Below are 25,640 nucleotides of genomic sequence, written 5' to 3' on the forward strand. Positions count from 1 at the left end.
TAATGGCGACCATGGGGGACGTCTTGGAGTGGGCCCGCAACCAGGTGGTGTCGCGGGTCCCGAAAGCCGACCTGGACCAGCGCGACCCCGACTACATCCGCGACCAGCTTCCGGGCACCTGGCTGCTGGCGTCGCTGTACTTCCGGGCGGACGTGCGCGGCCTGGACCGGATTCCGGCCGACGGGCCGGTGCTGCTGGTCGGTAACCACAGCGGCGGCAACGTGCCCCCGGACACGTTCGTGTTCACGCTCGCGTTCTGCTCCTACTTCGGCGTCGAGCGGCCCTTCTATCAGCTGGCCCACAACCTCGTCGTGTCCGCGCCGCCGCTGGGCTGGCTGCGCAAGTTCGGCACCGTCGCCGCAAACCCCGAAAACGCCCGCCTGGCACTGGAATCCGGCGCGGCGCTGCTGGTCTATCCCGGCGGCGACTACGAGGTCTTCCGCCCGTCGTGGGAACGCCACAAGGTCGACTTCGGCGGCCGCATGGGCTACGTGCGGCTGGCGCGCGAAACGGGCGTGCCGATCGTCCCCGTCGCCAGCGTGGGCGGCCAGGAGAGCGCACTGTTCCTCAACCGCGGACAGTGGCTGGCCAAGCTGCTGATGGCGGACAAGTTGCTGCGGCTCAAGAGCATCCCGATATCGCTGGCGCTGCCGTGGGGCCTCAACATCAGCGACCTCGCGGGCCACATTCCGCTGCCGACGAAGATCGTCATCGAGGTGCAGCACCCGATCGACGTCGACGGCTCGGAATTCGAAGACCAAGCCGTGCACGACAAGGTGACGGCCAGCCTGCAGGGCGGCGTCGACCGCCTGGCCGCCGAGCGTCGATTCCCGGTGATCGGCTGATGCGCGTCGAACGCCGCTGTGTCATCAACTCCGACCGCGACGCGGTCTGGAAGATCGTCAGCGACCCGGACTGCTACCCGTCCTTCATGACCAGCCTCGAGCGGTGGGAGTCGTCCAACGACATCGACCGCGGCCTCGGGGCCCGCTACACCGTGCACTGGAAGATCGGCTCGGTGCCGGTCGGCGGGCTGATCGAGGTGGTCGAGTTCGACGACCGCCGCGACCTGGCGTGGGTGGGCATCACCGGGGTCAACCTGCGTGGGCGCATCCGGCTGCGCGACGGCACCGACGGCAAGACCAAGGTGACGTTCCGGCTGTCGTATCAGGCGCCCGGCGGTTTGATCGGCTACATCGCCGACCGCATCGCGGTGCGTCAGGTGGGCCGCAACCTGTCCGCAACCCTCAAGTGCCTCAAAGGCCTGGCCGAGTCGTAGCCGTTCTACCGCGAGCAGACGCAGAATCGCCCAATTTTGGGCTTTAGTAGGCGATTTTGCGTCTGCTCGCGCTGGCCACCGGGGCCAGATGCGCCGCCCGCATCCGTCCGTAGTCCGCCCGTGACAAGCCGCCCTCCGCATCGTCGTCTCGATTTCTATCCTTCCGAGGCGAAGAGCGCCATGCTTACGCCGGGGCCAGTTAGCGAGGAGGTAGTACTCGTGAATTTCGGGGCATTGCCGCCGGAGGTCAACTCCGCGCGGATGTATATGGGAGCGGGTTCAGGCCCGTTGATGGTGGCCGCGTCGGCATGGGACGGGCTGACGGCGGCGTTGAGTTCGGCGGCAGGCGCGTATCAGGCCACGATCGTGGAGCTCACCGGCGGGCCGTGGTTGGGCGCGGCGTCGATGTCGATGGCGATGGCGGCCTATCCCTACCTGCAGTGGATGAATACCACCGCGATACAGGCCGAGCTGACCGCCAACCAGGCCAGGTCGGCGGCCGCGGCGTACGAGGCGGCCTACGCCGCCACGGTGCCACCGCAGGTGATCGCGGCCAACCGGGCGTCGCTCATGGCGTTGATGGCCACCAACGTCTTCGGCCAGAACACCGCCGCGATCGCCGCCACCGAAGCCGAGTACGGCGAGATGTGGGCCCAGGACGCCGCCGCCATGTACGGCTACGCCGGCGCGTCGGCGGCCGCGACGACCCTGACGCCGTTCAGCACGCCGGCGCAGAACACCAACCCCGCCGGGGCGGGGGTCCAGCCCGCCGCCGGGGCGGCCTCGTCGGCGCAAGCAACGGTGTCACAGGCACTTTCCGCCTTGTCGGCCGTGCCCGGCGCGCTCGGAAGCCTCGCCGCGGGATCACCGTCGTTCGACCCGGTGACATGGTTGATCGACCTTTTGAACAGCCCCCTGGGCGTCGCACTCAACACCTTGAGCGCCGCTGTGAGCATGCCCGTCAACAGTATCGGCAATAGCGGCTCGTTCCTGGCTGTCGACGCGATCTACTTTGTGGCTCCGTTGATCTCCGCAGCGTTCCCGGGGCTGGCGCCGGTGGCTCCGGTGGCCGGCGCGGTGCCGGCGGGCCTGGCGGCGTCCGATGTCTCGACCCTGGCGGGCTCGGTGGGCGGTGCCGACGTATCGGCGGGCCTGGGCCGGGCGGCGTCGGTCGGCGACCTCACGGTGCCACAGTCCTGGGGCCGCGCGGCGCCCGAAATCCGCCTTGCCGCAAGCGTATTGCCGATAGCAGGCCTGGACGCGTTGCCCCGGGCGGAGGCGGCCGCGCCGGCCGGCTGGTTCGGCGGCATGCCCCCGATCGGCAGCGTCGTCAACGCACCCCGGATCGGGGAAGGTCCTTCCAGCTCCCGTGCCCGTCACAAAGTGATCCCCGAGATAGCGACGGGCGGGAATCTGCTGGCGAGCCCATCGGATTCGCAGCCGAAGCCGACCCGACGAGAGCCGGATGGCGAGTTGGGCGATCGCGAACGCGCCGAACTGGACGAACTGCGCCAGGAGATGGCCGATCTCGCGATGGAACGAGACGCGGTCGCCCGCCTGATCAAGGAGGCAATCCGGCCATGAGCGTCTTCGATTTCGGGGCCTTACCACCGGAGATCAATTCGGGGCGGATGTACATGGGAGCGGGTTCGGGCCCGCTGGTCGCGGCGGCATCGGCTTGGGATGGGCTGGCGGTTGAGCTGGGTTCGGCGGTGAGTGGGTATCGGGCGGCGGTCTTGCAGCTGACCGGCGGACAGTGGTTGGGCGCGGCGTCGGCGTCGATGGCCGCGGCGGCTTTCCCCTATGTGCAGTGGATGAATACCACCGCGATGCAGGCCGAGCTGACCGCCAACCAGGCCCGGTCGGCGGCCGCGGCGTACGAGGCGGCCTACGCCGCCACGGTGCCACCGCCGGCGATCGCGGCCAACCGGGCGTCGCTCTCGGCGTTGGTGGCCACCAACATCTTCGGCCAGAACACCCCCGCCATCGCGGCCACCGAAGCCCAGTACGCCGAGATGTGGGCCCAGGACGCCGCCGCCATGTACGGGTACGCCGGCGCGTCGGCGGCCGCAACGACCCTGACGCCGTTCAGCACCCCGGCGCAGGACACCGACCCGGTTGGAATCGCCACCCAAGCCGCCGCGGTCGGCCAGGCGACCGGCACACCCGCCGCATCGATCCAATCAACGCTGTCACAGCTACTGAACGCGGTGCCCAACGCGCTGCAAGGACTCGCCTCGGGCGGCCCGGCGCAGTGGCTGCTGGACCTGCTGAACAGCGCCCCGGTCCAGGCCTTCGAAGGCCTGATGTTCGGCACCGCGGGCTATCAAAACCTCTTCAGCACCGGGGCCTTTCTCGCCTCGGGAGTCTCGTTCCTGGTGGCCCCGTTCGAAAACCCGTGGATCCAATCTGGATTGGTGTTGTCGGAGGCCGCGGCGCCGGCGGCCGCGGCCTCCGACGTTTCCGGGGTGCCCGTGGGCGCGGGATCGACCCTGGCGAGCTCGGTGAGCGGTGCCGGCGCATCGGCGGGCCGGGCGGCATCGGTGGGCGGACTTTCGGTGCCGCAGTCCTGGGGCAACGCGGCCCCCGAGATCCGGCTGGCCGCCAGCGGACTGCCGATGGCCGGGGCCGCCGCGGTGCCGCAGGTGGGGGCGGCGGCCTCGCTCGGCGGGGTGCCCGCGATCGGCCCGATCGGCAGCGTGGTCAACGCGCCACGGAACGGAGCGGGCGCCGCCGGCGGCCGCGCGCAGGCCCAAACCGGCGCGGAAAAGGCCCCGACCGCGCGTGCGCAGGCACACTGGCGCGGATTCGACCTGTTGACCCCCGACGGGCGGTCGCCGTTGAGCGAGCGTGAGGAACTCATCGCGCTCCGGAAGGGGGTCGCCGCCCTGACCCGGGAGCGCGATCTGCTCAAACGCTCGGCAACCCTGTTGATCCAGGAAGCCCTACAGCGCTAAGCCGAATCCGTTGCCGCCGTTGCCGTTAGCTCTGTCAGGCGGCCTCGCGCGAACCGAAATGAACAGTCGCGAACCCGCTGCTCAACGAGACGTAGCCGGCATCCACGAAGCCCGATTCCCGCATCGTCTCGGTCAACCCGTCCCGCGACAGCCAGGTGCGGATCGAATCGGAGGTGTAGTGGTGGGCGTCGCGATGCCAGGCCACGGCCCAGCCCAGCGCCGGCATCAGGACGAAGTACAGCGCGTCGTGCAGGAGCGTCAGCGTCTTCGAGTTCGGCTTGCTGAAATCGAGCACCATCAACCGGCCGCCCGGCCGCAGGACGCGCCGGAATTCGCGCAGCGCCCGGCCGCGGTCCGCGACGTTGCGCAGCCCGAAGCTGATCGTCACGACGTCGAACGACGCATCCGGGAAGCGCAGGTCCATGGCGTCGCCCTCGTGGAACTCGACGCCGCCGCGCTGTCGCCCCCGGGCGACCGCAAGCATCGCCGCACAGGAGTCGACGCCGACGACCCGGCCGTTCGGCCCGACCGCCGCCTGCTCCAGGAACGCGAGGTCGCCGGTTCCGGTCGCCACGTCCAGCACCCGTTCGCCCGGCCGCAGGGCGCAAAGCTCCATGGCCTGGCGCTTCCACAAGCGGTGCAGCCCGAGGGTCCACAGATCGGTCATCACGTTGTAGCGCGTCGCGAGCGCCGAAAACAGCTCCTTGACGTAGCTGCTCTTGGCCTCGTCGGACTCGTTCCATCGCCGGGTGATCATCGGATCCGCACACCCCTTCCGATCGAGGTCGGGTTGGTTCCAGCTCGACGGTCGGCGTTGCCGACGCCATGATGCCTGTCTAACATGTGTCTAATAGCCTTGACTACTGGTAGGGGCCAGCCACGATCCGAAGGCATCCGCCATGCTGCATTTACTGCCCAAATCTCACTCGCCATCCGATTCCGTGTCGCCCGACGCCAAGGCGCAGCACCACTGGCCCGGTGCCTCGGTTATCGCCGCGATCGGGCACATGCACATCGGGCTGCCCGAGCCGCGGACCTACCCGCTGCACGAGCCCCGATTTTTCGAGGACGAGCTGATGTCCCGCCTGATGGAGCACCTCTGAATCATTCTGCGCGGTAACCGTTTTCGACGGCCTCCGCCCGATTGTGCGCGGCAGCGGAGCACATCCGGCCTGAACTCCGGCAGCGGCAACATCGGCATCGGCAACTCCGGCACCGGCAACATCGGTTTCTTCAACTCCGGCAACGGCAACATCGGCATCCTCAACGCGGCCATCAACACGCCGGGCGGCCAGGGCAACTTCGGCATCGGGAACTCCCGGCCTGGGGAACATCGGGTTCGGGAACTCCGGCACGGCCAACTTCGGCTTCGGCAATTCCGGCGTGCTGGACACCGGGTTCTTCAACTCGGGGCAGTTGGACACCGGCTTCGGGAATGCGGGCGGCACGCTGGATACCGGCGGCAACACGGGCTTCCGGAATTCGGGCAACACGAATACGGGCTGGGGGAATTCAGGCAACGTCAACACGGGCATCTGGAATTCGGGCAACGTGAACACGGGCCTGGGGCTGACCGGTGACAGCGGCCTGACCACCTCGGGCCTCGGCAACACCGGCTTCGACGTTTCGGGCTTTGGAAACACCGCCAGCGGGGGCACCACAGCCGACGGCTTTATGTCGGGATTTGGAAACAACGCCTACGGCAGCACGGTGAACGGTCTAGTCTCGGGCTTCTTCAACACCGGGGTCCCGAGCGCCTCGAATCCCGGCATATCCGGTCAGGTCTCGGGCTTACTCAACGCCGGCAATCTCATATCGGGCTTGTTCGGCCTGAGCAACTTCTTCAAGTAACTCTTGGCGACACCGTCCTCAGACCAACGCCGTCGCGTCAAACACCAAGCTGGTGTCGGCGGTCGCCAAGTTCTCGAAGTGGTTGGGCGGCGCGAAGGCCACGAGGCTTCCCTGGCATCTTCTACCCGCGTCTGTGGCCGTTGGTCGCCGAGGAAACCTGAACGGCGGGCCGCGGCGTCGTCCGCCTGACTCGCGGAGTTCACACGGCGGAAACCCGTGGTCGCCGTCTGACTGCGTAGCCTGCCTCCATCCTCGAACACATTGATCCCTTCATCGGCACCGCCGCGACGCAGCTACCGTCGCCGCGGGACCTCGCTGCGACCTGGTGGTGGCCGAAGCCGCAGGTGGGCAACACCCACCCCGGAGCGGTCTCCCCCTTCGGCATGGTGTCCGCCTGCGCGTACTCCGGTGCCTACCCGACCGGTTACGGCCGGTACCCCAAGATCACCGAGGGACTGCCGCCGGAGATCTTCGCGGAGACCCAGGCGTCGGGGTTCACGCACTTCCAGCAGTCCGGCACCGGGGCGATCCGCAAGTACTACAACTACGCCCGCGTGACGCCGATGCTGGACCCGCTGGACAACCTCGGGACGGCGTGGGCGCTCCACGCCGAGACGTCGTCGCCGGGGTACTACGCGGCGACCCTCGACAACGGCATCCGGTGCGAGATCACCGTGGGGGACAAGGTGGCGGTTCACCGCTACGCGTTTCCCGAGCACCGCAACGCCCGCGTCGTGCTCGACCTGTCGTGCGGCGGCCTGGTGATCGAGCACGGTCGGACGGTGCCGCTGCGCGCGCAGGTCGAGAACCTCGGCCGCGGCAAGGCGCAGGGCACCGTGGTCATGGAGGGGGTGCCGCTCTCGGTCGCCGTCGAGGTCGAGGCCCCCGGTTGGCGCCAGATGCTCTGGCACGACAAGCGACTGATCGACGGGGGCACCCGGCTCGACTTCGACTACATCCGCCCGACCACCCTGCGGCCGTTCGGGCTGTTGTTCATGGGGCCGGCCCAGGCGGGGACCGTGATCGAGGTCCGGATCGGGTTCTCCCTGCGCGGCACCGAGCAGGCAACCGACAACCTGCGCACCGAGTGCGATAGCGGCAAGCACACCTTCGACGTCGTCCGCGCCCGGACCCGGAAGAAGTGGAAGGAACACCTCGACCTGATCCAGGTCGAAGGCGGCTCCGAGGCGCGCCGTCAGGTCTTCGGGACCGCGCTCTACCACTCCCTGATCAAGCCCTGTTTCGGTGACGACGAGTCCCCGTTCTGGCCCAACAGCGGGCCGTTCGCGTTCGACGTCTGCACCATGTGGGACATCTACAAGACCCAGATCCCACTGCTCATGGCGATCGTGCCGGAACGGGCCGCGGACCTCCTGGAGTCGTTGATCCGGGTCTGCGAGGAAGAGGGCAACTTCCCCGTCGGCTACCGGATGGCCCGCGGGGCGGACCGGTTCTTCCGGCAGGCGAGTGCGTTGGCCCACACCGCCCTTGCCGACGCGCAGGAACTGAACCTGCGGGAGATCGACTGGAGTTGGGCCCTGGTCCACATGGTCGACGACCTACGGCGGATGTACGGCGAGGACTTCATCGAGAAGGGCATCGTCCACCCCATCACCCACACCCTCGACCTCGCCTACGCCTACTACTGCACCGCCAAGGTCGCCCGCGCGGTCGGGGACACCCGGCTCGCCGCGGAGTCCGAGGAGCGCAGCGCGGGTTGGGTGAACGCGTTCGACGCCTCGAACGGCCTGTTGAAGGACTCGGAGTACTACGAGGGCGGTAAGTGGAACTACTCGTTCCGGTTGATGCACGACATGGCCGGCCGGATCGCTCTCGCCGGCGGGGACGAGGCCTTCGTCGGCATGCTCGACGCATTCTTCGGCTACTGCGCCGAACCGGTGACCCAGCCGGGCATCGAACCGAAGCCCGCCGAGATGGAGATCGGCTACGCGCTCAACCGGTTCGAGGGATTGAACAACGAACCGGACATGGAGGCCCCGTGGGCTTACCACTATGCCGGCCGACCCGACCGGACGGCCGAGGTGGTGCACGCGGCGCTGACGTGGCAGTTCGGCACTGGCCCCGGTGGCCTGCCCGGTAACGACGACAGCGGCGGCCTGTCCGCCTGGTACGTGTGGGCGTCGCTGGGGCTCTTCCCGGTGGCCGGCCAAGGTCTCTTCTTGGTGAACACTCCGGCTTTCGAGCGTTCCCGCTTACTGATCCGGGGCAAAGAGTTGACCATCACTACCAGCGGATTCGTCGAACAGCCGATCGGGTCCGACGGCATCGACTCGACTCCGTCGGTGCAGTACGTGCAAGCCGCAACGTTCAACGGCACACCGCTTCAGGGAACCCACATCTCTGCCGGGGAGTTGCACGCAGCAGGAACGCTGCACATCGAGCTGGGTCCGGAACCCAGTTCGTGGGGCCGGTCGGAGAGACCGCCGTCGGCCCGAGGCCCTGTCCCGACGACCCAGGGTGCACCATGAACCGTCCTCTTCGTCGTCTCGTCATCGTCGTCCGAGCCGACCCGGTCATCTGCGGCCACAGCGGCGAGGCCCGTAACCTCGCCGAGGTCGCGCTGAAGCGCGGGTTCGACGACGTTCGACTGTTGACGTGGCCGATTCCCGTATTGGAAGGTGCGGGACTCCCGCTGAAACCCTTGGATCGCCTGCAGGACTACAGTCCCGGCATCACCGTCGAGCGGCCCGAACCGGTCGGTGACTACCGCGTCCCGGACGGTCGCTACATGGCCGGCCTCACCGGGCGCCTGGTGGAACTGCTCACCGACGGTGTTCCGACGACCTGCCTGTCGATGTACCTGATGCCGCACACCATGGTGGTCGCGGACGCGGTGACCGCCGCCGCCGCAGCAGGTCTCGACACGGATGTCACCACAATCGCGAAGGCGGTCGGGTCGGATGTCACGAATGTGATTCGTAACTGCCTGCTCGACGGGGGGGTCGGTGCCGCGATCGCGTTGATGGCCCGCTACTTCGGCAGCGACCGGGTCGTCGCCGTGTCGGAATACACGAAGGACGAGATCGTCGCCGCGGCAACCGAACTCGACGAACGCGCCGGGACCCGGTTCGCGCAGGAATGCCGCGATCGGATCGAGATCAGCTACCCGGCGATCAACACCGGGGCGTTCCTCGACCTCGACGAGGAGGCGGTCGAGGCGGCCCTGGCCAGTCGAGGGCTCGAGCGCAACGGCTACGTCCTGTTCCTGTCCCGGGTCGCCCGGGCCAAGGGCGTGGACGACCTGATCCACGCCTACCGCGATTCCGCTGCGGCGCAGAAAGTCAAGCTCGTCGTCGCCGGCACCGGACCGCAACTGCAGGAGTACAAGGACCTGGCGGCGGGGGACGACCGCATCGTCTTCCTGAGTGACGTGGACGACGACGAGAAGCCGCTGCTGATGCGCGGCTGCGCGGCCTACGCCCTGCCGACGCGGCCGGAACCGGAGTTCGTCGAGACCTTCGGGATCGCCCTGACCGAGAAGATGCTCGCGGGCGGTGGCCCCGTCATCACCTGCCTGACCGGTGGGACCGGGGAAGCGGTGGGCGACACCGCGTTCATCGTGCCGCACAGCGACCGGGCGGCGCTCGCGGAAACCATCGACCGGGCGATCTCGTTGCCGGAGTCCGAGCGACACGCGATGGAGATGAGAGCGCGGCAGCACGCTCTGACCTTCGATCGGTTCCGGGTCTTCGACGACATGTTCGGGACGAGCGAGTCGCCGGGGTACGTCGGGCCGGCCGAGTTGGCGGCCACCGGCACCTGAACGGGCCCCTCCGCCGTCGAGCGGTACCACGGCCGCCCCGGCGTGCCCCAGGATCAGGCGTGGATCGAGTCGTTCTCCGGGCATTTTCGTTCACGAAAGCCACAAATCAGCCTCCGCGTGGCCTCGTCGGTGATCTGGCTTCAGTGACTCTCAGAACTAGTTGGAAGAATTGCTTAGGCCCGCGGTCACCATTGCGGCCCCACCCATGCCCCAGCGTGCGGGCGATGCCGCCACGGTCCCACGGAATCCCGTCAGGAGAGATGACCTCGCCCGCCGGAACGGCGCGCATGGCGCGATTCCACGACCGCACCTCGGGGGCGAGATCCAGCAAAGGGTCTGACACGTCAATCGTGTGACATATAGCGTTGTGCTAGTCGAACATCACTCGAACATCGCCCTTAGAGCGGATAGTGTCAGACTAACGCTGTGGCATCAAATACCCAGCTAGTGTCCGCATTCGCAAGATTCTCGAAGTGGTTGGGCGGCGCGAAGGCCACGAGGCTGTTCATGTCCCAATAGTCTTTCCACACGGTGATCTTGCCGTTCTCGACCTTGTGGACGGTGACGAACCTGAGCACGCCCCGCTCGCCCGACGCGAAAGTCCAAGTCTCCGAATGCTCGTAGATGACGTCGGAGCCGTTGGACACCAGCACGCCGTCGTGGTTCTCGTAGGCCGCCAGCGGCTCGAGCCCGATCTTGAGCCGTTTCACGATGTCTTCGGGGCCGCGCGCGGCCAGGGCGGGGACGGGCATGTCGACGTAGAGGCAGTCGTCGCTCAGGAACGTCTTCACCGCATCCCAGTCACGTCGCGAGAGCGCCTTCCACATGCCGACGACGACATCCTCGACCGCGACTTCGGAAACCTGTGTCATAGCGGCAAATAAACCGGGTTACCCCACACGTGTCAACCATCGCCTCTTCGGCACATACTCGCCAGCGTGACCACGCTGCGGCGCTATCTCGCCGAGGAGATCGCGACCCGACCACGTCGATGGCCTGCTGACGCGCCGCGAAACCCTGCGGCGGGGCAAGGCGCTCGCTCGCGGGTTCCGGGGGACCAGCGAGGATTGCCACGACTGGGTGACACCCACGGCTACCGATACGGCGATCGGATGGGCTTGGCAATTCGGGATTTTCGCGGCCGGCACGTTGCCCGCGGTGATCATCGTCGCGTCGGGCGCTCCGCCGGCGAAGCGGTTCCGCGGGCCAGGACCCTTAAGCGTCGACCAACCGCGCATAAATGCAGTCGCTGCGTGCGGCTTTGCCGCATACTTGGCGACGTGACATCGCATCGCGATACCCCCGAGGAGACGGGGGCGCATCCGGTCGACGGCGTGCTGACCCGGCGCGACGCCATCCGACGGCTGGCACTTGTCGCCGTCACGGCGGCCCCCAGCACCCTCGTCGCGGCCTGTTCCGGCAACAGAAGCTGGCCCGGGCGGCGGCGTCGGCGTCGCCGTTAGGCGTCGACGGGAGCCATCGCCCGTGCCGGCCCCAGCACCACCGGCAGCGTCGACCAACCGCGCAACACCCGCGTGTCTCGCCGGCTCCCGGTGCCGGCCGCCCGCACTTCCGGAAAACGGTCGAAGAACGTCCGCAGCCCGACTTCCCCCTCGGCACGCGCGAGGGCGGCCCCCAGGCAGAAGTGGCGCCCGCCGGAGAACGCGAGATGCCTTCCCGCGTTTGGCCTTTCGATGTCGAAGCGATTGGGATCCGGGAATACCGACGGATCCCGGTTGGCGGCGGCCAGATATATCACCACCAAGTCGTCCCGTTTGATCCGCATGCCGGCCACTTCGACGTCCCGCAGCGCCACCCGCGCGGTGAGCTGCACCGGCGAGTCGAGCCGCAAAATCTCCTCGACGGCGCCTGCCCACAACTCGGGACGGCGACGCAACGTCTCCAGATGCTCGGGCGTGTCCAGCAGCATCCGGATCCCGTTGCCCAGCAGGTTCACCGTGGTCTCGAAGCCCGCGGCCAACACCAGGCCGGCGATCGCCTGCAGCTCGTTCGCGTCGAGATGTGTTTCGGCGGAGCCACTTTCAGCGGTTTGGATCAGCTGGCTCATCAGATTGTCGCTCGGGGCGCGCCGCAATTCGCGCAGGTGGTCGGAGAGCCAGGCGTTGAACCCGACGATCCCTTGCTGCACCGTGCGGTATTGCCACCAGGGCAGGCCGATGTCCAGGCTCGGCGCGCCGAGCTCCCCGAACTCCAGGACGCGGGGCCGGTCCCGCTCGGGGACTCCCAAGATGTCGCTGATGATCGCGACCGGAAGCTGCGAGCAGTAGCTCCCGACGATATCCACCACGCCGGACTGGCCGGTCAGCTGATCCAGCAGCTCGGTCGCGGTGTGCTGGACGCCGTCGCGCAAGGCGGCGACCGCCCTGGGCGTGAACACGGCCGACACCGTCTTGCGGTAGCGGGTGTGGTCCGGTGGCTCGACGGCCAGCAGCGACGGCGCGCGCAGCGGATGCATGAGATCGTCGTTGGTGCGGCGCTCCAGCCAACGCAGCGGGGCCGGCAGGTTCGAGCCCATGTTCACCACGCGGAAGTCGTCGGACCGCAGCAGCTCGTGGGCCAGGGCGTGGTCGGTGGTCAGGTAGTTGACGCGGCCCTTCACCAGCGGTCCCTGGGCGCGCAGTTGCTCGTAGAACGGGACCGGATCTTTGGCCACCGTCGGGTCGGCGATCAACCTGGCCTGCAGGTCGCCCCGGCGCATGCCGATCGCCGCGACGCTCCGAATAAACCCGTGCATCACGAGCCAGTGCAATCTCTCCTTCACGGGGCCTCCATCAGCTCGGGTGGTCTGAACCCAGCGTAGGCCGAATTCGCCTGAGCGCTCAGCACTCGGCGGTGATCTTGAAGTCGGTGGTCACCGTCTTATTGGGATTGCTGCTACTGATGCCATATGCGCTGCCGGTAATGGTGTAGGCGTTGTTGGTCAGCTCGACACGCGCGTCTCCGACCCCGCCTTGCCAGAAGCTGCCGGTGAAGCCGGCGAAGTTGCGGATCTTCACCCACTGCGGGATGGCCCGGTAGCCGCTGAGCATCACCACCGCCTCGACGTGTGCATCGTGATCGCCGATGTCGAGGGTCCGGTAAGACTGGTTCTGGCTGCACGCGGCGGGACGCGTCGTCTGGGTGGCGCCGCCGATGGTCACCCGGGCGGCTTTCCGGGGCACCGTCTGCGCGTGACCACACCCCACGACGCCGGCCCCGGCGATCAGGACGAAAACGGCTGCGATCCAACGGTTTCGCACCAGGGCACCTTCCCTTATTGCTGCTTCGGCATCAGCGCGGGCAGGGCCTTGACGATGCGGCCCCGCACCAACTCCGGGCTCAGACCCTTGAGCAGATCGATCACGCGAATACTCTTGGGCACGTACCAGTGCAGCCGCTTCGGATTGTGGTAGGCCTGCCATGCGGCCTCCGCGACGCTGCTGGCTGGCATCAGCCGCATCATGCCCTTCTTCGGCGCGCTCGCGCGGAGCTCCTCGCCGGACATCGCCGCCCCGCCGTCGTCCGAGTGGTTGGTTGTCGTGGTGAGGATGGCGGTGTCGATCAGACCCGGCAACACGTCCGCGACGCGCACACCGTGGCGTTGCCATTCCACGCTCAGCGCCTCGGTCAACCCCTTGACCGCGTGCTTGGTCGACGAATACACCGCGATGCGCGGCATCCCGTAGGTGCCCGCCGAGGACGACGTCGAGAACATCAGGCTGCCGTGGGTCTTCTTCAGGTAGGGCAGCGCGACGTAGGCGCCGGTCAGCACCGCCTTGTAGTTCACCTCCACGACGCGCATCGCGGCTTCGTAGGGCACGTCCTCGAACCAGCCCGATTCGCCGATGCCGGCGTTGTTCCACATCATGTCGAGCCCGCCGTCGGCGTTGCCGGCGCAGAAATCGGCCAGCGCGCCCTCCAGCGCGGCCTTGTCGGTCACGTCGACGGCGCGCGTCCACAGCCGGTCGTCACCCAGCTCTGCGCGCAGCGTCGTCAGCCCGTCCTCGTTGCGGTCGACCGCGCCGACGCGCCAACCGTTGGCGTGGAACAGCTTGGCTCCCTCGCGGCCCATGCCACTGCCCGCGCCGGTGATGAAGACCGATTTCACGTCGCGTCAGCCCGCCTCGACCACGTCTTTGATCCGGTTGAGGGTCTTGGTCATATCGCGGACGTTGCGTCGCCTGCGCAGGAATCCGCCCAACAACCAATAGACGCCGAGCCACGGCGCGGGATTCAGCCGAAACGACTCGGTCACATCGGTGCCGCCGCCGCTGGGCGCCAACCGGTAGTGCCAGTTGTTCACCGCCCGGTCGCCGAGCATCACCGCGAACCCGAATTCGCGGCCGGGTTCGCACGCGGTGACCTTGCACGTCGTCCAGTAGACGGGTCCCATCTCGTTTCGCCGTACGTGGCCGCGAAACTTGGCGCCGAGCGCGGGGCCGGTCGCGTCGCCCAGCCACTCCGCCTCGAACACCTCCGGGGAGAACCGTCCCGTGTTGCGAACGTCCGCAATGAGATCCCAGATCTTGTCCGCGGGCGCCGCCATGTGAACCGTCGCCGAACCTTCCATGGGCTGATCCAAACACAGCTTCGCCCCGGCTCATAGGGCGCGATATTTGTCAGTGCGGGATGGCGGCCTGGATGAGCCCGTTGATGATCTGTTTGATGCCCTGGGCGGGGTGCGTGTACATCGCGATCGGGAGGCCGGACGCCGAGCCGCACTTCGGCCACGGGTCGAGTCCGTCTTGCGCGAAAACCCGGTTGGCGACGGCGATCTGGTCTTCCCTGGACGCGGCCGCCGGATTGCCGACGCCACCGTAGGCGGCCCAGGTGCCCGGCTTGAATTGCAGCCCACCGTATTCGCCGTTTCCGGTGTTGGCGTGCCAGTTGCCGCCGGACTCGCATTGCGCGACCGCGTCCCAGTTGGGGGCGCCGGGAGCGGCGCCTGCGACGCCGGAGGAACTCAGCGATGCTGCAACGAACCCGCCGATCATGACGGACGTGACGAGAGGCTTGCAGAGTTTTCTCATGCCAGACATTTCGACGGGCGTGTCCGAAGCGTTACCGATTCGAAAAGGTCGCGAGATAAGCCGCCTAGCAGGGAACTTGGGCCACTGACCAGCGAAATCAGAGCTTTAGAGAATCGTGAGAAATGGATAAATTAGCCCTGGCAATACGACTGGGTCGCACGCGAAAGGGCTTGTTGGTAAAGGCCGTCGAGTTTGCGGGCGCGTACGACGTCGCTCCTGGCGGCGTCCAGGTCGGTGGCGCAGCCTGGCGAGTGCAACAGGTCCCAGCCGGCCACGATCTGGGCCAGCATCGTGTGGTTGAGGCCATCGATCGTCGACCGCGACTCCGACAGGTCCGGCGCCGCGGTTGGTGCATCCGCCGGGTTCAGCTTCCAGTCGGCGAACCGGCTGTATTCGATTGCCTCGGTGGCGCTTATCTGATCGCCGAAGACCCGGGTGACGTAATCGGGGTCGACCCGCGCGGCGCTCGCCTCGGCGCCCAGTTCGGCGAGCTGCTGCTGGACCCGGCCCGGGTCCTCGATGGCGCCGCGCGTGTGCCATTTGAAGGCGGCCACCGGCTCGGCGACCTGCAGCCGCTGCGCGGCCGCGTCGACCAAGCCGATCAGCGGGCTGTCGGTGTCGCCGCGCGCCGGCGTGGGCGGTGCCGCACACACCAGGGCCCCAAGCAACCCGGCCAACGCGAGGCGCCCCACCGGGCGGCAGAACCGCCCGCAATTGCCGGTCATGACCATCATTCTGGCCCGACTCCGACGTTCCGCCGAGTTAGCCTGGGCACTGATGCCGCAGGTGTCTTCCGGAGATTGGTTGCGCTCGACGCAGGTTCGCGCGCTGATCGCCGCCGCGCTGACGGCCTCGCTGGTCCTCGGCGGAACCATCCTGTTGGTGGACAGGCTGCATACCACGACCTCCGACGTCCTCGACCATCCCGCCAACCCGGTCAGCGACGCTCAGTCCGAGGCCCAGGCGGTCGACTCGGCCCGACAAATCGTGACCCTGACCGGGCTGCGGACGGCGTCGGCAGGCTACACGTTCATGTCGTGCAAAAATCGCGAAGATCCGCCGTACCAGGGCGCGATCTACCTGACCTTCGCGCTGCCCACCGATGCGCGGCCGGAAGCCTACTTCCCGACCCTCGCCGCGACGCTCGCCGGCCACGGCTGGACCGAGGGCCTGCCGCCCAACGATCACCTGTTCGCCAGGTCCCTCACCAAGGACGCCGTCACGGCGATCGTGTACCGGGAGACCGACGCGCCGAACGTGGGCGTCCTGCGCGTCTACGGCCAGTGCCGGAACATGAACAACCACCGCACCGACGCGACCGCGTGGACCGACGTCACCGACCGGTTGAAGGCCCCCTAACGCGCTACTGCGCCTGACCTCGTCGTCAAGCGCAGTAGCGGAACCTCCGGCAGATCAGGTGTTATCCACCGCCGCCGGGGGTAGCTCCCAGGCTGCTCTGCAGGTCGCCCTTCATGGCGTTGAGCTGCGCTCCCCAGTACTCCCAGCTGTGGGTTCCGTAGGCGGGGAAGTTGAACACGGCGTTGTGGCCGCCCGCGGCGTTGTAGGCGTCCTGGAACTTCTTGTTGACGCCGATCATGAAGTTGCTCTCCAGGAACGTGGCCGGCAAGTTGGCACCGCCCAGTTCGTTCGGGGTCCCGTTGCCGCAGTACACCCAGAGCCGGGTGTTGTGTTCGACGAGCAGGTTGACGTTGACCAAGGGGTCGTTACGTTGCCACGCGGGGTCGTTGTCCGGTCCCCACATGTCTTCCTTCTTGTAGCCGCCGGCATCGCCCATCGCCAGGCCTATCCAGCCCTGCCCGGTGGACGGGCTGAGGTAGCCGGACAGCGAGCCGGCGTAGACGAACTGGCCGGGGTGGTAGTTCGCCAGGTTCATCGCCGACGCGCCCGCCATCGAGATCCCGATCGCGGCGCTGCCGTTCGGCTTGACGCTCCGCTGCGACGACAGGTAGCCGGGCAGCTCGCTAGTCAGGAACGTCTCCCACTTGTAGGTCGAGCAGCCGGCCTTCCCACACGCCGGGCGGTACCAGTCGGTGTAGAAGCTGGACTGCCCACCGACCGGCATGACGACCGACAGGCCCGACTTGTAGTACCACTCGAACGCGGGCGTGTTGATGTCCCAGCCGTTGTAGTCGTCCTGGGCACGCAGGCCGTCCAGCAGGTAAACAGCCGGCGAGCCGCTTCCACCGCTTTGGAATTGGACCTTGATGTCGCGGCCCATCGAAGCGGACGGAACTTGCAGGTACTCGACCGGCAACCCGGGGCGCGAGAACGCCCCCGCGGTCGGCCCGCCCCCCGCAAGACCGATCAGGCCCGGCATGGTGACAGCCGCCGCCGTACCGACCAAAAGCCGGCGCCCCCAGGCCCGGATCTTCTCGCTCACGTCTGTCATACCTGCCCCTTGTCCGTCCGTGTGATCGCGGTCTCAGGCAGGAATTTACCGGGTCATTGATCAAAATGTCGATCGGGACGCGTTGGTGTCTCAGTTTCATATCGGTTTCGGCCCGAATTTCGCATTGTGGATTAAGTCGATGGCGACGGCGCGAGTGCGACCGCGGCGGGCCCCAGGCAGGCGACCTTTCCGCCGGAAAGCCCGAGGCAGCAGGCCGTATCGCGCGCGGGAGGCCGGGGGAGCCCGCCGCATCCGACTTAAGAGGACGACCACTTCCGATCGAATGGCGCGGCCGATTTCCATCGCGCGGCGCGCGACATAGTCCGGTCCCGCCGGGAGTGTCGGAGTTGGTCGCCCACGCGTTCGATTGGCGCCGGCGAGCGCGGCAATTTTTCGCGGCCGTAAAAGCCCGGCCGGTTGAAATCGGGTAGCGCCTCACCAGCCGTTTTGCGTCGACCGTCCGGCAGCGATTCTCGGATTCAACCCGTTCGCCTGCGCGTATGGGGGAGATTTGGAACCGGGGGAGCCGAACTCGCGCGGACCGCGTAGGCTCTCACGGAGCAAGCCGATGGAGACCACACAATCCCGGTCCGTTCCGGCCCTCATAGAACTGCCGCGCCAGCCTTTTTGGTGCGTGAGTGCGGCTGAGGGCGTAGGAGGTCCGGGACCGATTGAGGTGCAGACTTGGACACGGTACTAGGGCTATCGCTGACGCCGACCACGGTCGGGTGGGTCCTGGCTGAAGGGCACGGCGCAGACGGCACGATCCTGGACCACCGCGAGCTGAGCCTGCGCGCAGGGCGCGGCGCGCGCGCCCTGAACACCGCGGAGCAAGTGGCGGACGAGGTGTTGCGGGTGGATGCGATGGCGTCCGCCGGCGAGCGCCGGGTGCGCGTGATCGGGCTGACCTGGAACGACGACGCGTCCGCGCAGGCGGCGCTGCTGTTGGAGGCCTTGACCGACGCCGGCTTCGACAACGTGGTGCCCGTCCGGTTGCTGGAGGCGGTCGAGACCCTGGCACTCGCGATCGCACCGGTCATCGGATATGAGCAGACGGCCGTCTGCATCCTCGACCACGAGTGGGCCACGGTCGTCATGGTCGACACCCATGACGGCCAGACCCAAACGGCCGTCAAGCACGTGCGCGGCGGCTTCGACGGGCTGACGTCCTGGCTGAGCGGGATGTTCGAACGACGGACGGGCTGGCGGCCCGGCGGGGTGGTTGTCGTCGGCGCGGGCAACGACGTTGATGGATTCTCGTGGCAGCTCGAAAAGACCTTGCCCGTACCGGTTTTCGCGCAGACGATGGCCCAGGTGACGATCGCGCGCGGCGCGGCGCTGGCCGCGGCGCGCAGCACCGAATTCACCGACGACCAACTCGTGTCGCATTTGGGTGAGCCCGCCGCCGCGCCCGAGGCGCGCCCCCGCAAGCTGTCTTACGCCGGCGCCGTGACCGCGTTGGCCGCGGGCGCGATCACCTTCGTCTCGTCGCTCTCACTCGCCCTGGGCATTCAACTGGCCCCGGCCAGCGAGTCCGCTCCGGGCAAACGGGTCGTGCACGCGCCGCCGCCGCAGATCGCCGAGGCCGTCGCGCCCGCTCCCGCACCGCCGCCGGAAGCGGTGCCGCCCGCGGCGCCGTCGAAAGCGCCCGCGGGGGTACCGGCCCCGGAGCCGGGGTCCGGAGGGGAGCAGCAAGCCGCCGCCGAACAACAGCCGGACTCGAACGACCGTCAGCCGTACTTGACGCGGGTGCTCGAGCACATCCCCGGGGACACGGGTGAACCCGCGCCGCCCCACGCGCCGACGCCCTAGCGCAGGAGCTCAGCCGTCCTTGGCGTGAGCGGCGCTGAACGACACCGTCACCTCGTCGCCGACCCGCAGCGAGCCCATCAGCAGTGAGTATGGCTTGACGCCGAAATCGGTTTGGCGAACCCGCGATTCGGCGGTCATTTGCCACCGGTCGCCGAGATCATCTGTGCGCAAATCGATTACGTGCTTTCTGGACTGCCCGTTGATGTGTAGTTTTCCGGCGAGACGGTACCCGTCGCGGGTCTTATCGATCGTGTCCGCCATGAATCGGATCTCGGGATAGCGGTTGGCGCCCAACGACTTCAGCGCGTTCGATTTCACCAGGGCCTTTTCCGGCCCGGACAACGCCTTGACACCGCCCTCGCCGCGCAGCACCTCGAACGACTCGACGTCGACGGTCAGCTCCGCGGTGACGGGCTCAGCGGCGGCCCAGGCCACCGTGGCCTCCCAGCGCGTCATCGCGATGGTGAGCCGATGGCCCATCCGCGCCGCCCGGCCCGCGACGCCGGTGCGGATCAGCAACTCACCGTCGGAGGCGGTCAGGGTCCACAGGTTGGTCACAGCGCGGCCGTCGTCACATCGTCAACACGGTGCGGTAGTGCGCTCGCCCCTGCTCCAACGCCGCAAAGCCCTCGGCCGCCTGCGCCAGCGGCAGCTCCTCGATCCACGCCCGCACACCGGACAGGACCGCGAAATGCATGGTGTCCTCGACGTCTTTGGCCGTGCCGGAGGGATGGCCGACGATGCTGACCCCCGGGCCGATGAGCTGGATGGGACTGATCGGCAACGGTTCGGGCGTCACGCCGATGGTGACGAGCTCGCCTTGCGGCGATATCCCGCCGACGGTCGCGGCCATCGCCGGCGAGTTGCCCGCGGTCGCGAGCACCACCGCCGCGCCGCCCAGGGCCTTCAGCGCTTCCGCCGGATCGGCGGCGGTGGAGTCAATGTAGTGGTGGGCGCCCAACTTCCGGGCGTCCTCCTCCTTGCCGCTACCACGGTTGATCGCGATGGTCTCGAAACCCATCGCCCGCGCGAACTGTACCCCGAGGTGGCCGAGCCCGCCCACCCCGAGGACGGCGACGCGGTCGCCCGGCACCGCCTTCGTATGCCGCAAGGCGTTGTAGGTGGTGACGCCGGCGCAGCCCATCGGCGCGGCCTCGGCGTCGGACAGCCCCACCGGTATCCGGGCGAGCGCGCTGCCCGGGACGGTCACCGACTCCGCGTACCCGCCCGGATATTGGTAGCTCGGGACCTTCCCGTTCTCGCAGTGAATGAAGTGCCCTTTTCGGCACTGATCGCAGTGGTAGCAGCACCCGCCGAACCAGCCGACCGCGACGCGATCGCCGACCGCGAAACCCTCGACGCCGGCACCGAGTTCGGCGATCGTCCCGGCGATTTCGTGCCCGGGGGTCAACGGCCACGTCATGCCCGGGAAGCCACCCGCGACAAAGTGTGCGTCCGTGCCGCAGATCCCACAGGCGGTGACCGTCAGCCGCGCCTCGTCCCGGCCCGGCGGCTTCGTTTCGACATCGACCAGTTCCAACGGTGCCCCGGCCGACCTTACGTGAACAGCTCGATGGGTAGCCATGAGCTTGAGGCTAGTGCGCGGCAGGTGCTTTCGCGCCGTCGGTGTGGTAGTCGACCTGCCAGTGCTTGATGCCGTTGAGCCAGCCCGAGCGCAGCCGCTCGGGCTTACCGATCGATTCCAGGTTCGGGATGCCGTCGGCGATCGCGTTGAACATCAGATCGATCGTCATCCGGGCGAGGTTGGCCCCGATGCAGTAATGCGCGCCGGTTCCACCGAATCCCACGTGCGGGTTGGGGTCGCGCAGGATGTTGAAGGTGAACGGGTCGTCGAACACCTCCTCGTCGAAATTGGCCGAGCGGTAGACCATTACCACCCGCTGGCCCTTCTTGATCTGCACGCCGGACAGCTCGTAGTCCTCCAGCGCGGTGCGCTGAAACGACGTGACCGGGGTGGCCCACCGCACGATCTCGTCGGCCGCGGTGCCGGGGCGTTCCTTTTTGAACAGCTCCCACTGGTCGGGGAAATCGGTGAACGCCATCATGCCCTGGGTGATGGAGTTACGGGTGGTCTCGTTGCCGGCCACGGCCAGCAGGATGACGAAAAAGCCGAACTCGTCGTCGGAGAGCTTGTGGCCGTCGATGTCGGCCTGCACCAGCTTGGTGACCAGGTCGTCGCCCGGGTTCTTCGCCCGGTCGGCGGCCATCTGCATGCCGTACGTGATGAGTTCGACGGACGCGGTGATGGCATCGTTGTTGGCGAATTCGGGGTCCTGGTCGCCGACCATCTCATTCGACCAGTGGAAGAGCTTCTTGCGCTCGTCCTGGGGAACGCCCATCAACCCCGCGATGGCCTGCAACGGCAGCTCGCACGAGACCTGCTCGACGAAGTCACCGCGACCCTCCGCCGCCGCTTCCTGGACGATGTGCCGCGCGCGCTCGGCGAGGTCGCCGCGCAGGCGCTCGATGGAACGGGGAGTGAAAGCCCGGGAGATGATCTTGCGCAGCCGGGTGTGTTGCGGCGCGTCCATGTTGAGCAGCACGAACTTGCCCCGTTCGACCTGCTCGCCGACCGTGCCGTCCTTGTACCGCGGCAGCGCCGTCTTCTGCAGGCTGGAGAAGACGTCGCTGCGCAACGAAACCTCTTTGACGTCCTTGTGCTTGGACACCACCCAGAAGCCGCCGTCGTCGAACCCGCCCGCCCCGATCGGCTGCTCGTTCCACCAGATCGGCGCGGTCCGGCGCAACTCAGCCAGCTCTTCCACCGGGAGCCGCTCGGCGTGGATGTCCGGGTCGGTGAAATCGAATCCGGGCGGCAGATTCGGCTCGGTGGTCGTCTTCGATGCTGACAAGGTCCGCTCCTTCATACGAAGTCGTCTAGTCGTCTTCTTTGTGCCAAATAAACCACTGCTACACCGTGGTTGGGAAGGATTGCGGCAAGATCGCCGGGCCGAATTGCAACGTGTTCATGTGGCGATGAGTTTCGCGGGGGGCGCCGGTCTGTATCGGTACGACAGACCCGCCGACCGGAAGGAAGCACATGCGCATCGTTGCCAGCCACTTCATGAGCCTGGACGGGGTTGTCCAAGCCCCGGGCGGCCAGGGCGAGGACAGCGACGGGGGATTCGCACACGGCGGTTGGTCGATGCCGTACTTCGAACCCGAGACCATGGGACCGGCCGTCTCCGAGCTGCTGGCCGAGACCGACGCGCTGTTGTTCGGCCGTCGCACCTGGCAATCGATGGCGGCCGCCTGGCCCGCCCGCGCCGGTGACGAGTTCGCGGACCGGATGAACGAGATCCCCAAATATGTGGCGTCGCGGACGCTCAGCCAAGACGATCTCGACTGGCCGGGCTCTATCCTGCCGCCCTCCGACGACGTCATCGGCGCGATCCGCGAACTGCGCGCCCGCGACGGCCGGTCGCTGCAGGTGATGGGCAGCGCGTCGCTGGTCTCGCAGCTGATCGAGCACGACCTGGTCGACGAATACCGGCTGATGCTCGAGCCGATCGTGCTCGGCGGCGGCAAGCGGGTGTTCCCCGACGACGGACGGGTCCGCGCGCTGGAGCTGGTGTCCGCGACGCCAACGGGCACCGGCGTGCTGATCTGCACCTACCGGCGCCGTTGACGGTCCCATATGCTTTGATGCAGGTCACAGGCGACAGGCGGGGTGGAACATGATTCGCGAACTGCTCAGCGCCGCTTCCATAGCGGGCATCACGATCGGTGTGGCGCCGTGCGCGGCCGCCGATCCGCATTACGACGGCGACGTGCCGGGGATGAGCTATCAGGCGTCGCTGGGCGCGCCCTGCGACAACTACGAGAGCTTCATTTTCGGACGGGGCCCCAGCGGCCAGGCGGAGGCGTGCCACTTCCCGCCGCCGAACCAGTTCCCCGCCGCCACCACCGGCTACTGGGTCATCTCCTATCCGCTGTACGGCGTGCAGCAGGCCGGCGCGAAGTGCCCGGGCCCGCAGGCGGCGGCGCAGTCCGAGCGGGGCCTGCCCATGCTTTGCCTGGGAGACAAGGGGTGGCAAGAGGGATGGTTCACCGGTGCGGGGTTCTTCCCCCCGTCGGGATGACCGGCTGACGCGATGAGCCAGGCCCAGCCCCCCGAAGCGCCGGTGCCGCGCTGGCTGCGGTTCGTGCTCGCGTCGGATCGCGCGGGCTCGGCCTGGTACGTCGGGACCGGCTTCTTCTTCGCTCCGGTGCTCGCCGTGCTGTCGCCGTGGCCGGCGGTCACCGCCGTGCTCTGGGGGTTCATCGCGGTCACCGGACTGTGGCTGGGCCTCCTCGGTATCGCGATGGCCGTCGGGCTGGCCCGGATATTGCGGTCCGGCGCCGAGATCCCCGAGGATTACTGGCGCACCCTGGTGAACTACTAGAGCCACTAGAGTCGTACCAAAGGTCCTGCGACAAAAGGAGATTCCGATGGGCTTCAATCCGAAGGACGCCGTCGACGCGGCCCGCGACATCGCCACCAACGCCGTCGAGAAGGCTTCGGACATCGTCGAGCACGCCAGCGACATCATCCGGGGCGACATCGCCGGCGGCGCCAGCGGCATCGTGCAGAACTCGATCGACATCGGCACGTACGCGGTGGACCGGACGAAGGAGGTCTTCACCGGCCCCGCGGACGAAGTCGAAGTCGACGGAGTGGACGAAGCCGACGAATAGCCGTCGTCAGACGGTGGCGGCCTCGTTCAGCTCGTCCAGCCGGTTGGTCGCTTCCAGGTACTCCTGCACCCACCGCTCGATGACCGTCGCCGTCTTCTCCACCTTGGTGAACTGCCCGACCACCTGACCGACCGGGTTGAACGCCACGTCGACCGACTCGTTGGGGTACCTGTTCGTGGCCCGCACCGCCATGCCGGAAACCATGTACTGCAACGGCATTCCGAGCGGCTTGGGGTTATCGGGCTGCTCCCACGCCTCGGTCCAGTCGTTGCGCAGCATCCGGGCCGGCTTGCCCGTGAACGAACGGCTCCGGACGGTGTCGCGGCTGCCCGCCTTGACGTACGCCTGCTGCTGCACCGGCGTGTTCGAGGACTCCTCGACCATCAGCCACTGCGAGCCGGTCCAGGCGCCCTGGGCGCCCAGCGCCAGGGCGGCCGCGATCTGCTGGCCGCTCCCGATGCCTCCGGCCGCCAGCACCGGCACCGGCGCGACCTCCTTAACGACCTGTGGCCACAACACGATTGAGCCCACCTCGCCGCAGTGCCCGCCGGCCTCGCCGCCCTGGGCGATGATGATGTCGACGCCCGCGTCGGCGTGCTTGCGCGCCTGCGACGGCGAGCCGCACAGCGCGGCCACCTTGAGCCCGGCCTCGTGAATGTGCTTGATCATGTCGGCCGGCGGGGTGCCCAGCGCGTTGGCGATCATCTTCACCTTGGGGTGCTTCAACGCCACCTCGACCTGCGGGGTGGCCGTCGCCTCCGTCCAACCCAGCAACTGCAGGGTGTCCCCGTCGCTGTCTTCCACCGGCACCCCGTGGTCCGCGAGGATCTTCTTGCCGAAGTCGAGGTGCTCCTGCGGCACCATCTTGCGCAGCGTCTCGGCCAGCTCCTCGGCCGACAGGTGCGAGTCCATGCCCTCGTATTTGTTCGGGATCACGATGTCGACGCCGTAGGGGTGGTCGCCGATGTTCTCGTCGATCCAGTTGAGCTCGATCTCCAGCTGCTCGGGCGTGAAGCCGACGGCGCCCAGCACGCCGAAACCACCGGCCTTGCTGACAGCCACCACGACATCGCGGCAGTGGGTAAAGGCGAAGATCGGGAACTCGATGCCGAGTTCGTCGCAGATCGCGGTGTGCATGCCTACTCCTGGAAGCTTGACCTGTTGTAAAGAGATGCGAAAAGAACTGAAACGTGTTCTAGTTTAGTACGGACCCCGCTGACGTGGCCAGCCGCCCCCGACCAGCGCGTAGCCACTACGACGTGTCGCGGCGCATCAGGTGACCCATACGACCACAAACGCCAGCATGCCGCCGAAGCAGACCAGGTGGTCGCGGCAGATCGCCCGCGCCAGCCGGGTCTGTTCGGCCGGCCCGTCCGTCCGGTGCCCGAGCCGAACCGCGGCGGGCACCGTGCGCGTCAGCGCCAGCGCCATCGGGACACCCGCGAGCGCCGCCGATGTCGCCAGCAGCCACCCGGGGTCGCGGCCTTTAGCGGCCTGAATCCCCAACGCGGCCAACATGATCAGCATGACCAGGGCGATCAGCCGGCTCATCGGTCGCGACGTTGTCGTCGCGCGGTGGTAGTAATTCGCGATCGAAGTCAGCACGGGCTCGGGCAATTGCTTACCCGCGCTTCGGTTTTGGAGAACCTGAACGTCGAAAATCAGGTCCATCCATAGAACGGCGAGCAGAAATCCGCCGCACGCCGTGAGTAAAGGGGCCATGACGTTCGTTGCCTCCGGTTCGCCTGGGCGCCACAAATGCGAGATCGGTTTATTGTTCTGCGCTTAGCCGCCGCTGGGAACCAGCTTTGAATTGTTG

The 25,640-nt window shown here is 67.6% G+C and carries 28 protein-coding genes and 2 pseudogenes; 15 read left to right on the plus strand and 15 right to left on the minus strand.

Going from position 1 to position 25,640, the window contains the following annotated elements; translation table 11 throughout:
* The first annotated feature begins 2 nt into the window (after window positions 1–2).
* The 4 genes from AC5Y5E_RS25035 (at window position 3) to AC5Y5E_RS25050 (ending at window position 4,236) form a co-directional block, all read left to right on the plus strand.
* A complete protein-coding gene (locus tag AC5Y5E_RS25035) occupies window positions 3–845 on the plus strand; it encodes a lysophospholipid acyltransferase family protein (RefSeq protein WP_499905875.1) in 843 nt (280 codons plus the stop codon).
* Window positions 845–1,279 (plus strand): SRPBCC family protein, encoded by a 435-nt coding sequence (locus AC5Y5E_RS25040; RefSeq protein ID WP_499905877.1) that lies wholly within the window; start codon window positions 845–847, stop codon window positions 1,277–1,279. The genes AC5Y5E_RS25035 and AC5Y5E_RS25040 overlap by 1 nt, the downstream gene beginning before the upstream one ends.
* A gap of 219 nt (window positions 1,280–1,498) precedes the next feature.
* The gene (locus AC5Y5E_RS25045) at window positions 1,499–2,863 is read left to right on the plus strand and encodes a PPE family protein (RefSeq protein ID WP_499905878.1); all 1,365 of its coding nucleotides are present in this window, start codon (window positions 1,499–1,501) and stop codon (window positions 2,861–2,863) included.
* The gene (locus tag AC5Y5E_RS25050; protein ID WP_499905880.1) at window positions 2,860–4,236 is read left to right on the plus strand and encodes a PPE family protein, SVP subgroup; all 1,377 of its coding nucleotides are present in this window, start codon (window positions 2,860–2,862) and stop codon (window positions 4,234–4,236) included. Before AC5Y5E_RS25045 ends, AC5Y5E_RS25050 begins: the two co-directional genes overlap by 4 nt.
* A 34-nt stretch (window positions 4,237–4,270) precedes the next feature.
* Here AC5Y5E_RS25050 and AC5Y5E_RS25055 read toward each other — a convergent pair whose 3' ends face one another.
* Window positions 4,271–4,993 (minus strand): ubiquinone/menaquinone biosynthesis methyltransferase, encoded by a 723-nt coding sequence (locus tag AC5Y5E_RS25055; RefSeq protein WP_499905881.1) that lies wholly within the window; start codon window positions 4,991–4,993, stop codon window positions 4,271–4,273.
* Window positions 4,994–5,135: 142 nt separating this feature from the next.
* Between AC5Y5E_RS25055 and AC5Y5E_RS25060 the strand changes: the two genes are divergently transcribed.
* Together AC5Y5E_RS25060 and AC5Y5E_RS25065 are read left to right on the plus strand one after the other, a co-directional pair.
* Window positions 5,136–5,339 (plus strand): hypothetical protein, encoded by a 204-nt coding sequence (locus AC5Y5E_RS25060; protein ID WP_499905882.1) that lies wholly within the window; start codon window positions 5,136–5,138, stop codon window positions 5,337–5,339.
* Window positions 5,340–5,408: 69 nt separating this feature from the next.
* A pseudogene (locus tag AC5Y5E_RS25065) lies at window positions 5,409–6,087 on the plus strand (hypothetical protein); the annotation flags it as partial.
* An 18-nt stretch (window positions 6,088–6,105) separates the two neighbouring features.
* Here the strand turns inward: AC5Y5E_RS25065 and AC5Y5E_RS25070 are convergent.
* Window positions 6,106–6,195 (minus strand): annotated as a pseudogene (locus AC5Y5E_RS25070) (nuclear transport factor 2 family protein); the annotation flags it as partial.
* A gap of 152 nt (window positions 6,196–6,347) precedes the next feature.
* On the opposite strand from AC5Y5E_RS25070, the gene AC5Y5E_RS25075 reads away from it, so the two are divergent.
* Together AC5Y5E_RS25075 and AC5Y5E_RS25080 are read left to right on the plus strand one after the other, a co-directional pair.
* The gene (locus tag AC5Y5E_RS25075; protein WP_499906372.1) at window positions 6,348–8,576 is read left to right on the plus strand and encodes a glycoside hydrolase domain-containing protein; all 2,229 of its coding nucleotides are present in this window, start codon (window positions 6,348–6,350) and stop codon (window positions 8,574–8,576) included.
* Window positions 8,573–9,871, plus strand: a complete 1,299-nt coding sequence (locus tag AC5Y5E_RS25080) for a glycosyltransferase (protein ID WP_499905884.1) — start codon at window positions 8,573–8,575, stop codon at window positions 9,869–9,871. The genes AC5Y5E_RS25075 and AC5Y5E_RS25080 overlap by 4 nt, the downstream gene beginning before the upstream one ends.
* Window positions 9,872–10,284: 413 nt before the next feature.
* Here the strand turns inward: AC5Y5E_RS25080 and AC5Y5E_RS25085 are convergent, their stop codons facing one another.
* Complete coding sequence (locus AC5Y5E_RS25085) at window positions 10,285–10,743, minus strand: nuclear transport factor 2 family protein (RefSeq protein ID WP_499905886.1); 459 nt, start codon at window positions 10,741–10,743, stop codon at window positions 10,285–10,287.
* Window positions 10,744–11,151: 408 nt separating this feature from the next.
* Between AC5Y5E_RS25085 and AC5Y5E_RS25090 the strand changes: the two genes are divergently transcribed.
* Complete coding sequence (locus AC5Y5E_RS25090; protein WP_499905887.1) at window positions 11,152–11,334, plus strand: hypothetical protein; 183 nt, start codon at window positions 11,152–11,154, stop codon at window positions 11,332–11,334.
* On the opposite strand, the gene AC5Y5E_RS25095 is transcribed toward AC5Y5E_RS25090, so the two are convergent.
* The 6 genes from AC5Y5E_RS25095 to AC5Y5E_RS25120 all read right to left on the minus strand — a co-directional run bounded on the left by AC5Y5E_RS25095 (window position 11,331) and on the right by AC5Y5E_RS25120 (window position 15,626).
* On the minus strand, window positions 11,331–12,653 hold the full coding sequence (locus AC5Y5E_RS25095) for a cytochrome P450 (protein WP_499905889.1): 1,323 nt from the start codon (window positions 12,651–12,653) through the stop codon (window positions 11,331–11,333). The genes AC5Y5E_RS25090 and AC5Y5E_RS25095 overlap by 4 nt on opposite strands.
* A gap of 58 nt (window positions 12,654–12,711) precedes the next feature.
* Window positions 12,712–13,131 (minus strand): lipoprotein LpqH, encoded by a 420-nt coding sequence (locus tag AC5Y5E_RS25100; protein ID WP_499905891.1) that lies wholly within the window; start codon window positions 13,129–13,131, stop codon window positions 12,712–12,714.
* Window positions 13,132–13,145: 14 nt separating this feature from the next.
* The gene (locus AC5Y5E_RS25105) at window positions 13,146–13,979 is read right to left on the minus strand and encodes an SDR family oxidoreductase (RefSeq protein WP_499905893.1); all 834 of its coding nucleotides are present in this window, start codon (window positions 13,977–13,979) and stop codon (window positions 13,146–13,148) included.
* Between the two features lie 6 nt (window positions 13,980–13,985).
* Window positions 13,986–14,459 (minus strand): SRPBCC family protein, encoded by a 474-nt coding sequence (locus tag AC5Y5E_RS25110; RefSeq protein WP_499906373.1) that lies wholly within the window; start codon window positions 14,457–14,459, stop codon window positions 13,986–13,988.
* A 31-nt stretch (window positions 14,460–14,490) separates the two neighbouring features.
* Window positions 14,491–14,910, minus strand: a complete 420-nt coding sequence (rpfC, locus tag AC5Y5E_RS25115) for a resuscitation-promoting factor RpfC (RefSeq protein WP_499905894.1) — start codon at window positions 14,908–14,910, stop codon at window positions 14,491–14,493.
* A gap of 122 nt (window positions 14,911–15,032) precedes the next feature.
* Complete coding sequence (locus AC5Y5E_RS25120) at window positions 15,033–15,626, minus strand: chorismate mutase (protein ID WP_499905896.1); 594 nt, start codon at window positions 15,624–15,626, stop codon at window positions 15,033–15,035.
* Between the two features lie 52 nt (window positions 15,627–15,678).
* Here AC5Y5E_RS25120 and AC5Y5E_RS25125 point away from each other — a divergent pair, with 52 nt between their 5' ends.
* Window positions 15,679–16,260 carry a lipoprotein LppJ family protein gene (locus AC5Y5E_RS25125; RefSeq protein WP_499905897.1) on the plus strand — a complete coding sequence of 194 codons (582 nt, stop codon included), beginning with the start codon at window positions 15,679–15,681 and terminating at the stop codon, window positions 16,258–16,260.
* Between the two features lie 61 nt (window positions 16,261–16,321).
* On the opposite strand, the gene ag85B is transcribed toward AC5Y5E_RS25125, so the two are convergent.
* Window positions 16,322–17,311: a diacylglycerol acyltransferase/mycolyltransferase Ag85B gene (gene ag85B / locus AC5Y5E_RS25130; RefSeq protein ID WP_499905899.1), complete on the minus strand. Its 990-nt coding sequence runs from the start codon at window positions 17,309–17,311 to the stop codon at window positions 16,322–16,324.
* A gap of 684 nt (window positions 17,312–17,995) precedes the next feature.
* On the opposite strand from ag85B, the gene AC5Y5E_RS25135 reads away from it, so the two are divergent.
* A complete protein-coding gene (locus tag AC5Y5E_RS25135) occupies window positions 17,996–19,123 on the plus strand; it encodes a DUF7159 family protein (RefSeq protein ID WP_499905900.1) in 1,128 nt (375 codons plus the stop codon).
* A gap of 9 nt (window positions 19,124–19,132) precedes the next feature.
* Here the strand turns inward: AC5Y5E_RS25135 and AC5Y5E_RS25140 are convergent, their stop codons facing one another.
* Genes AC5Y5E_RS25140 through AC5Y5E_RS25150 form a run of 3 tightly spaced genes read right to left on the minus strand, consistent with a single transcriptional unit; the run spans window position 19,133 to window position 21,996 of the window.
* A complete protein-coding gene (locus AC5Y5E_RS25140) occupies window positions 19,133–19,672 on the minus strand; it encodes a YceI family protein (RefSeq protein ID WP_499906374.1) in 540 nt (179 codons plus the stop codon).
* A gap of 22 nt (window positions 19,673–19,694) precedes the next feature.
* The gene (locus AC5Y5E_RS25145) at window positions 19,695–20,708 is read right to left on the minus strand and encodes an alcohol dehydrogenase catalytic domain-containing protein (RefSeq protein ID WP_499905902.1); all 1,014 of its coding nucleotides are present in this window, start codon (window positions 20,706–20,708) and stop codon (window positions 19,695–19,697) included.
* Between the two features lie 10 nt (window positions 20,709–20,718).
* Window positions 20,719–21,996, minus strand: a complete 1,278-nt coding sequence (locus tag AC5Y5E_RS25150; RefSeq protein ID WP_499905904.1) for a cytochrome P450 — start codon at window positions 21,994–21,996, stop codon at window positions 20,719–20,721.
* Window positions 21,997–22,184: 188 nt separating this feature from the next.
* Between AC5Y5E_RS25150 and AC5Y5E_RS25155 the strand changes: the two genes are divergently transcribed.
* Genes AC5Y5E_RS25155 through AC5Y5E_RS25170 form a run of 4 tightly spaced genes read left to right on the plus strand, consistent with a single transcriptional unit; the run spans window position 22,185 to window position 23,821 of the window.
* The gene (locus AC5Y5E_RS25155) at window positions 22,185–22,772 is read left to right on the plus strand and encodes a dihydrofolate reductase family protein (RefSeq protein ID WP_499905905.1); all 588 of its coding nucleotides are present in this window, start codon (window positions 22,185–22,187) and stop codon (window positions 22,770–22,772) included.
* Between the two features lie 49 nt (window positions 22,773–22,821).
* Window positions 22,822–23,226: a hypothetical protein gene (locus AC5Y5E_RS25160; RefSeq protein WP_499905907.1), complete on the plus strand. Its 405-nt coding sequence runs from the start codon at window positions 22,822–22,824 to the stop codon at window positions 23,224–23,226.
* Between the two features lie 12 nt (window positions 23,227–23,238).
* A complete protein-coding gene (locus tag AC5Y5E_RS25165) occupies window positions 23,239–23,529 on the plus strand; it encodes a hypothetical protein (protein WP_499905909.1) in 291 nt (96 codons plus the stop codon).
* Between the two features lie 46 nt (window positions 23,530–23,575).
* Window positions 23,576–23,821, plus strand: a complete 246-nt coding sequence (locus AC5Y5E_RS25170; RefSeq protein WP_499905911.1) for an Rv1893 family protein — start codon at window positions 23,576–23,578, stop codon at window positions 23,819–23,821.
* Between the two features lie 6 nt (window positions 23,822–23,827).
* On the opposite strand, the gene AC5Y5E_RS25175 is transcribed toward AC5Y5E_RS25170, so the two are convergent.
* Window positions 23,828–24,958, minus strand: a complete 1,131-nt coding sequence (locus AC5Y5E_RS25175) for a nitronate monooxygenase (protein WP_499905912.1) — start codon at window positions 24,956–24,958, stop codon at window positions 23,828–23,830.
* A 135-nt stretch (window positions 24,959–25,093) separates the two neighbouring features.
* Entirely contained in the window at window positions 25,094–25,543 is a 450-nt protein-coding gene (locus AC5Y5E_RS25180) for a hypothetical protein (protein ID WP_499905914.1), read from the minus strand.
* Window positions 25,544–25,640 lie beyond the last annotated feature (97 nt).

Source organism: Mycobacterium sp. NGS54, assembly GCF_059812465.1.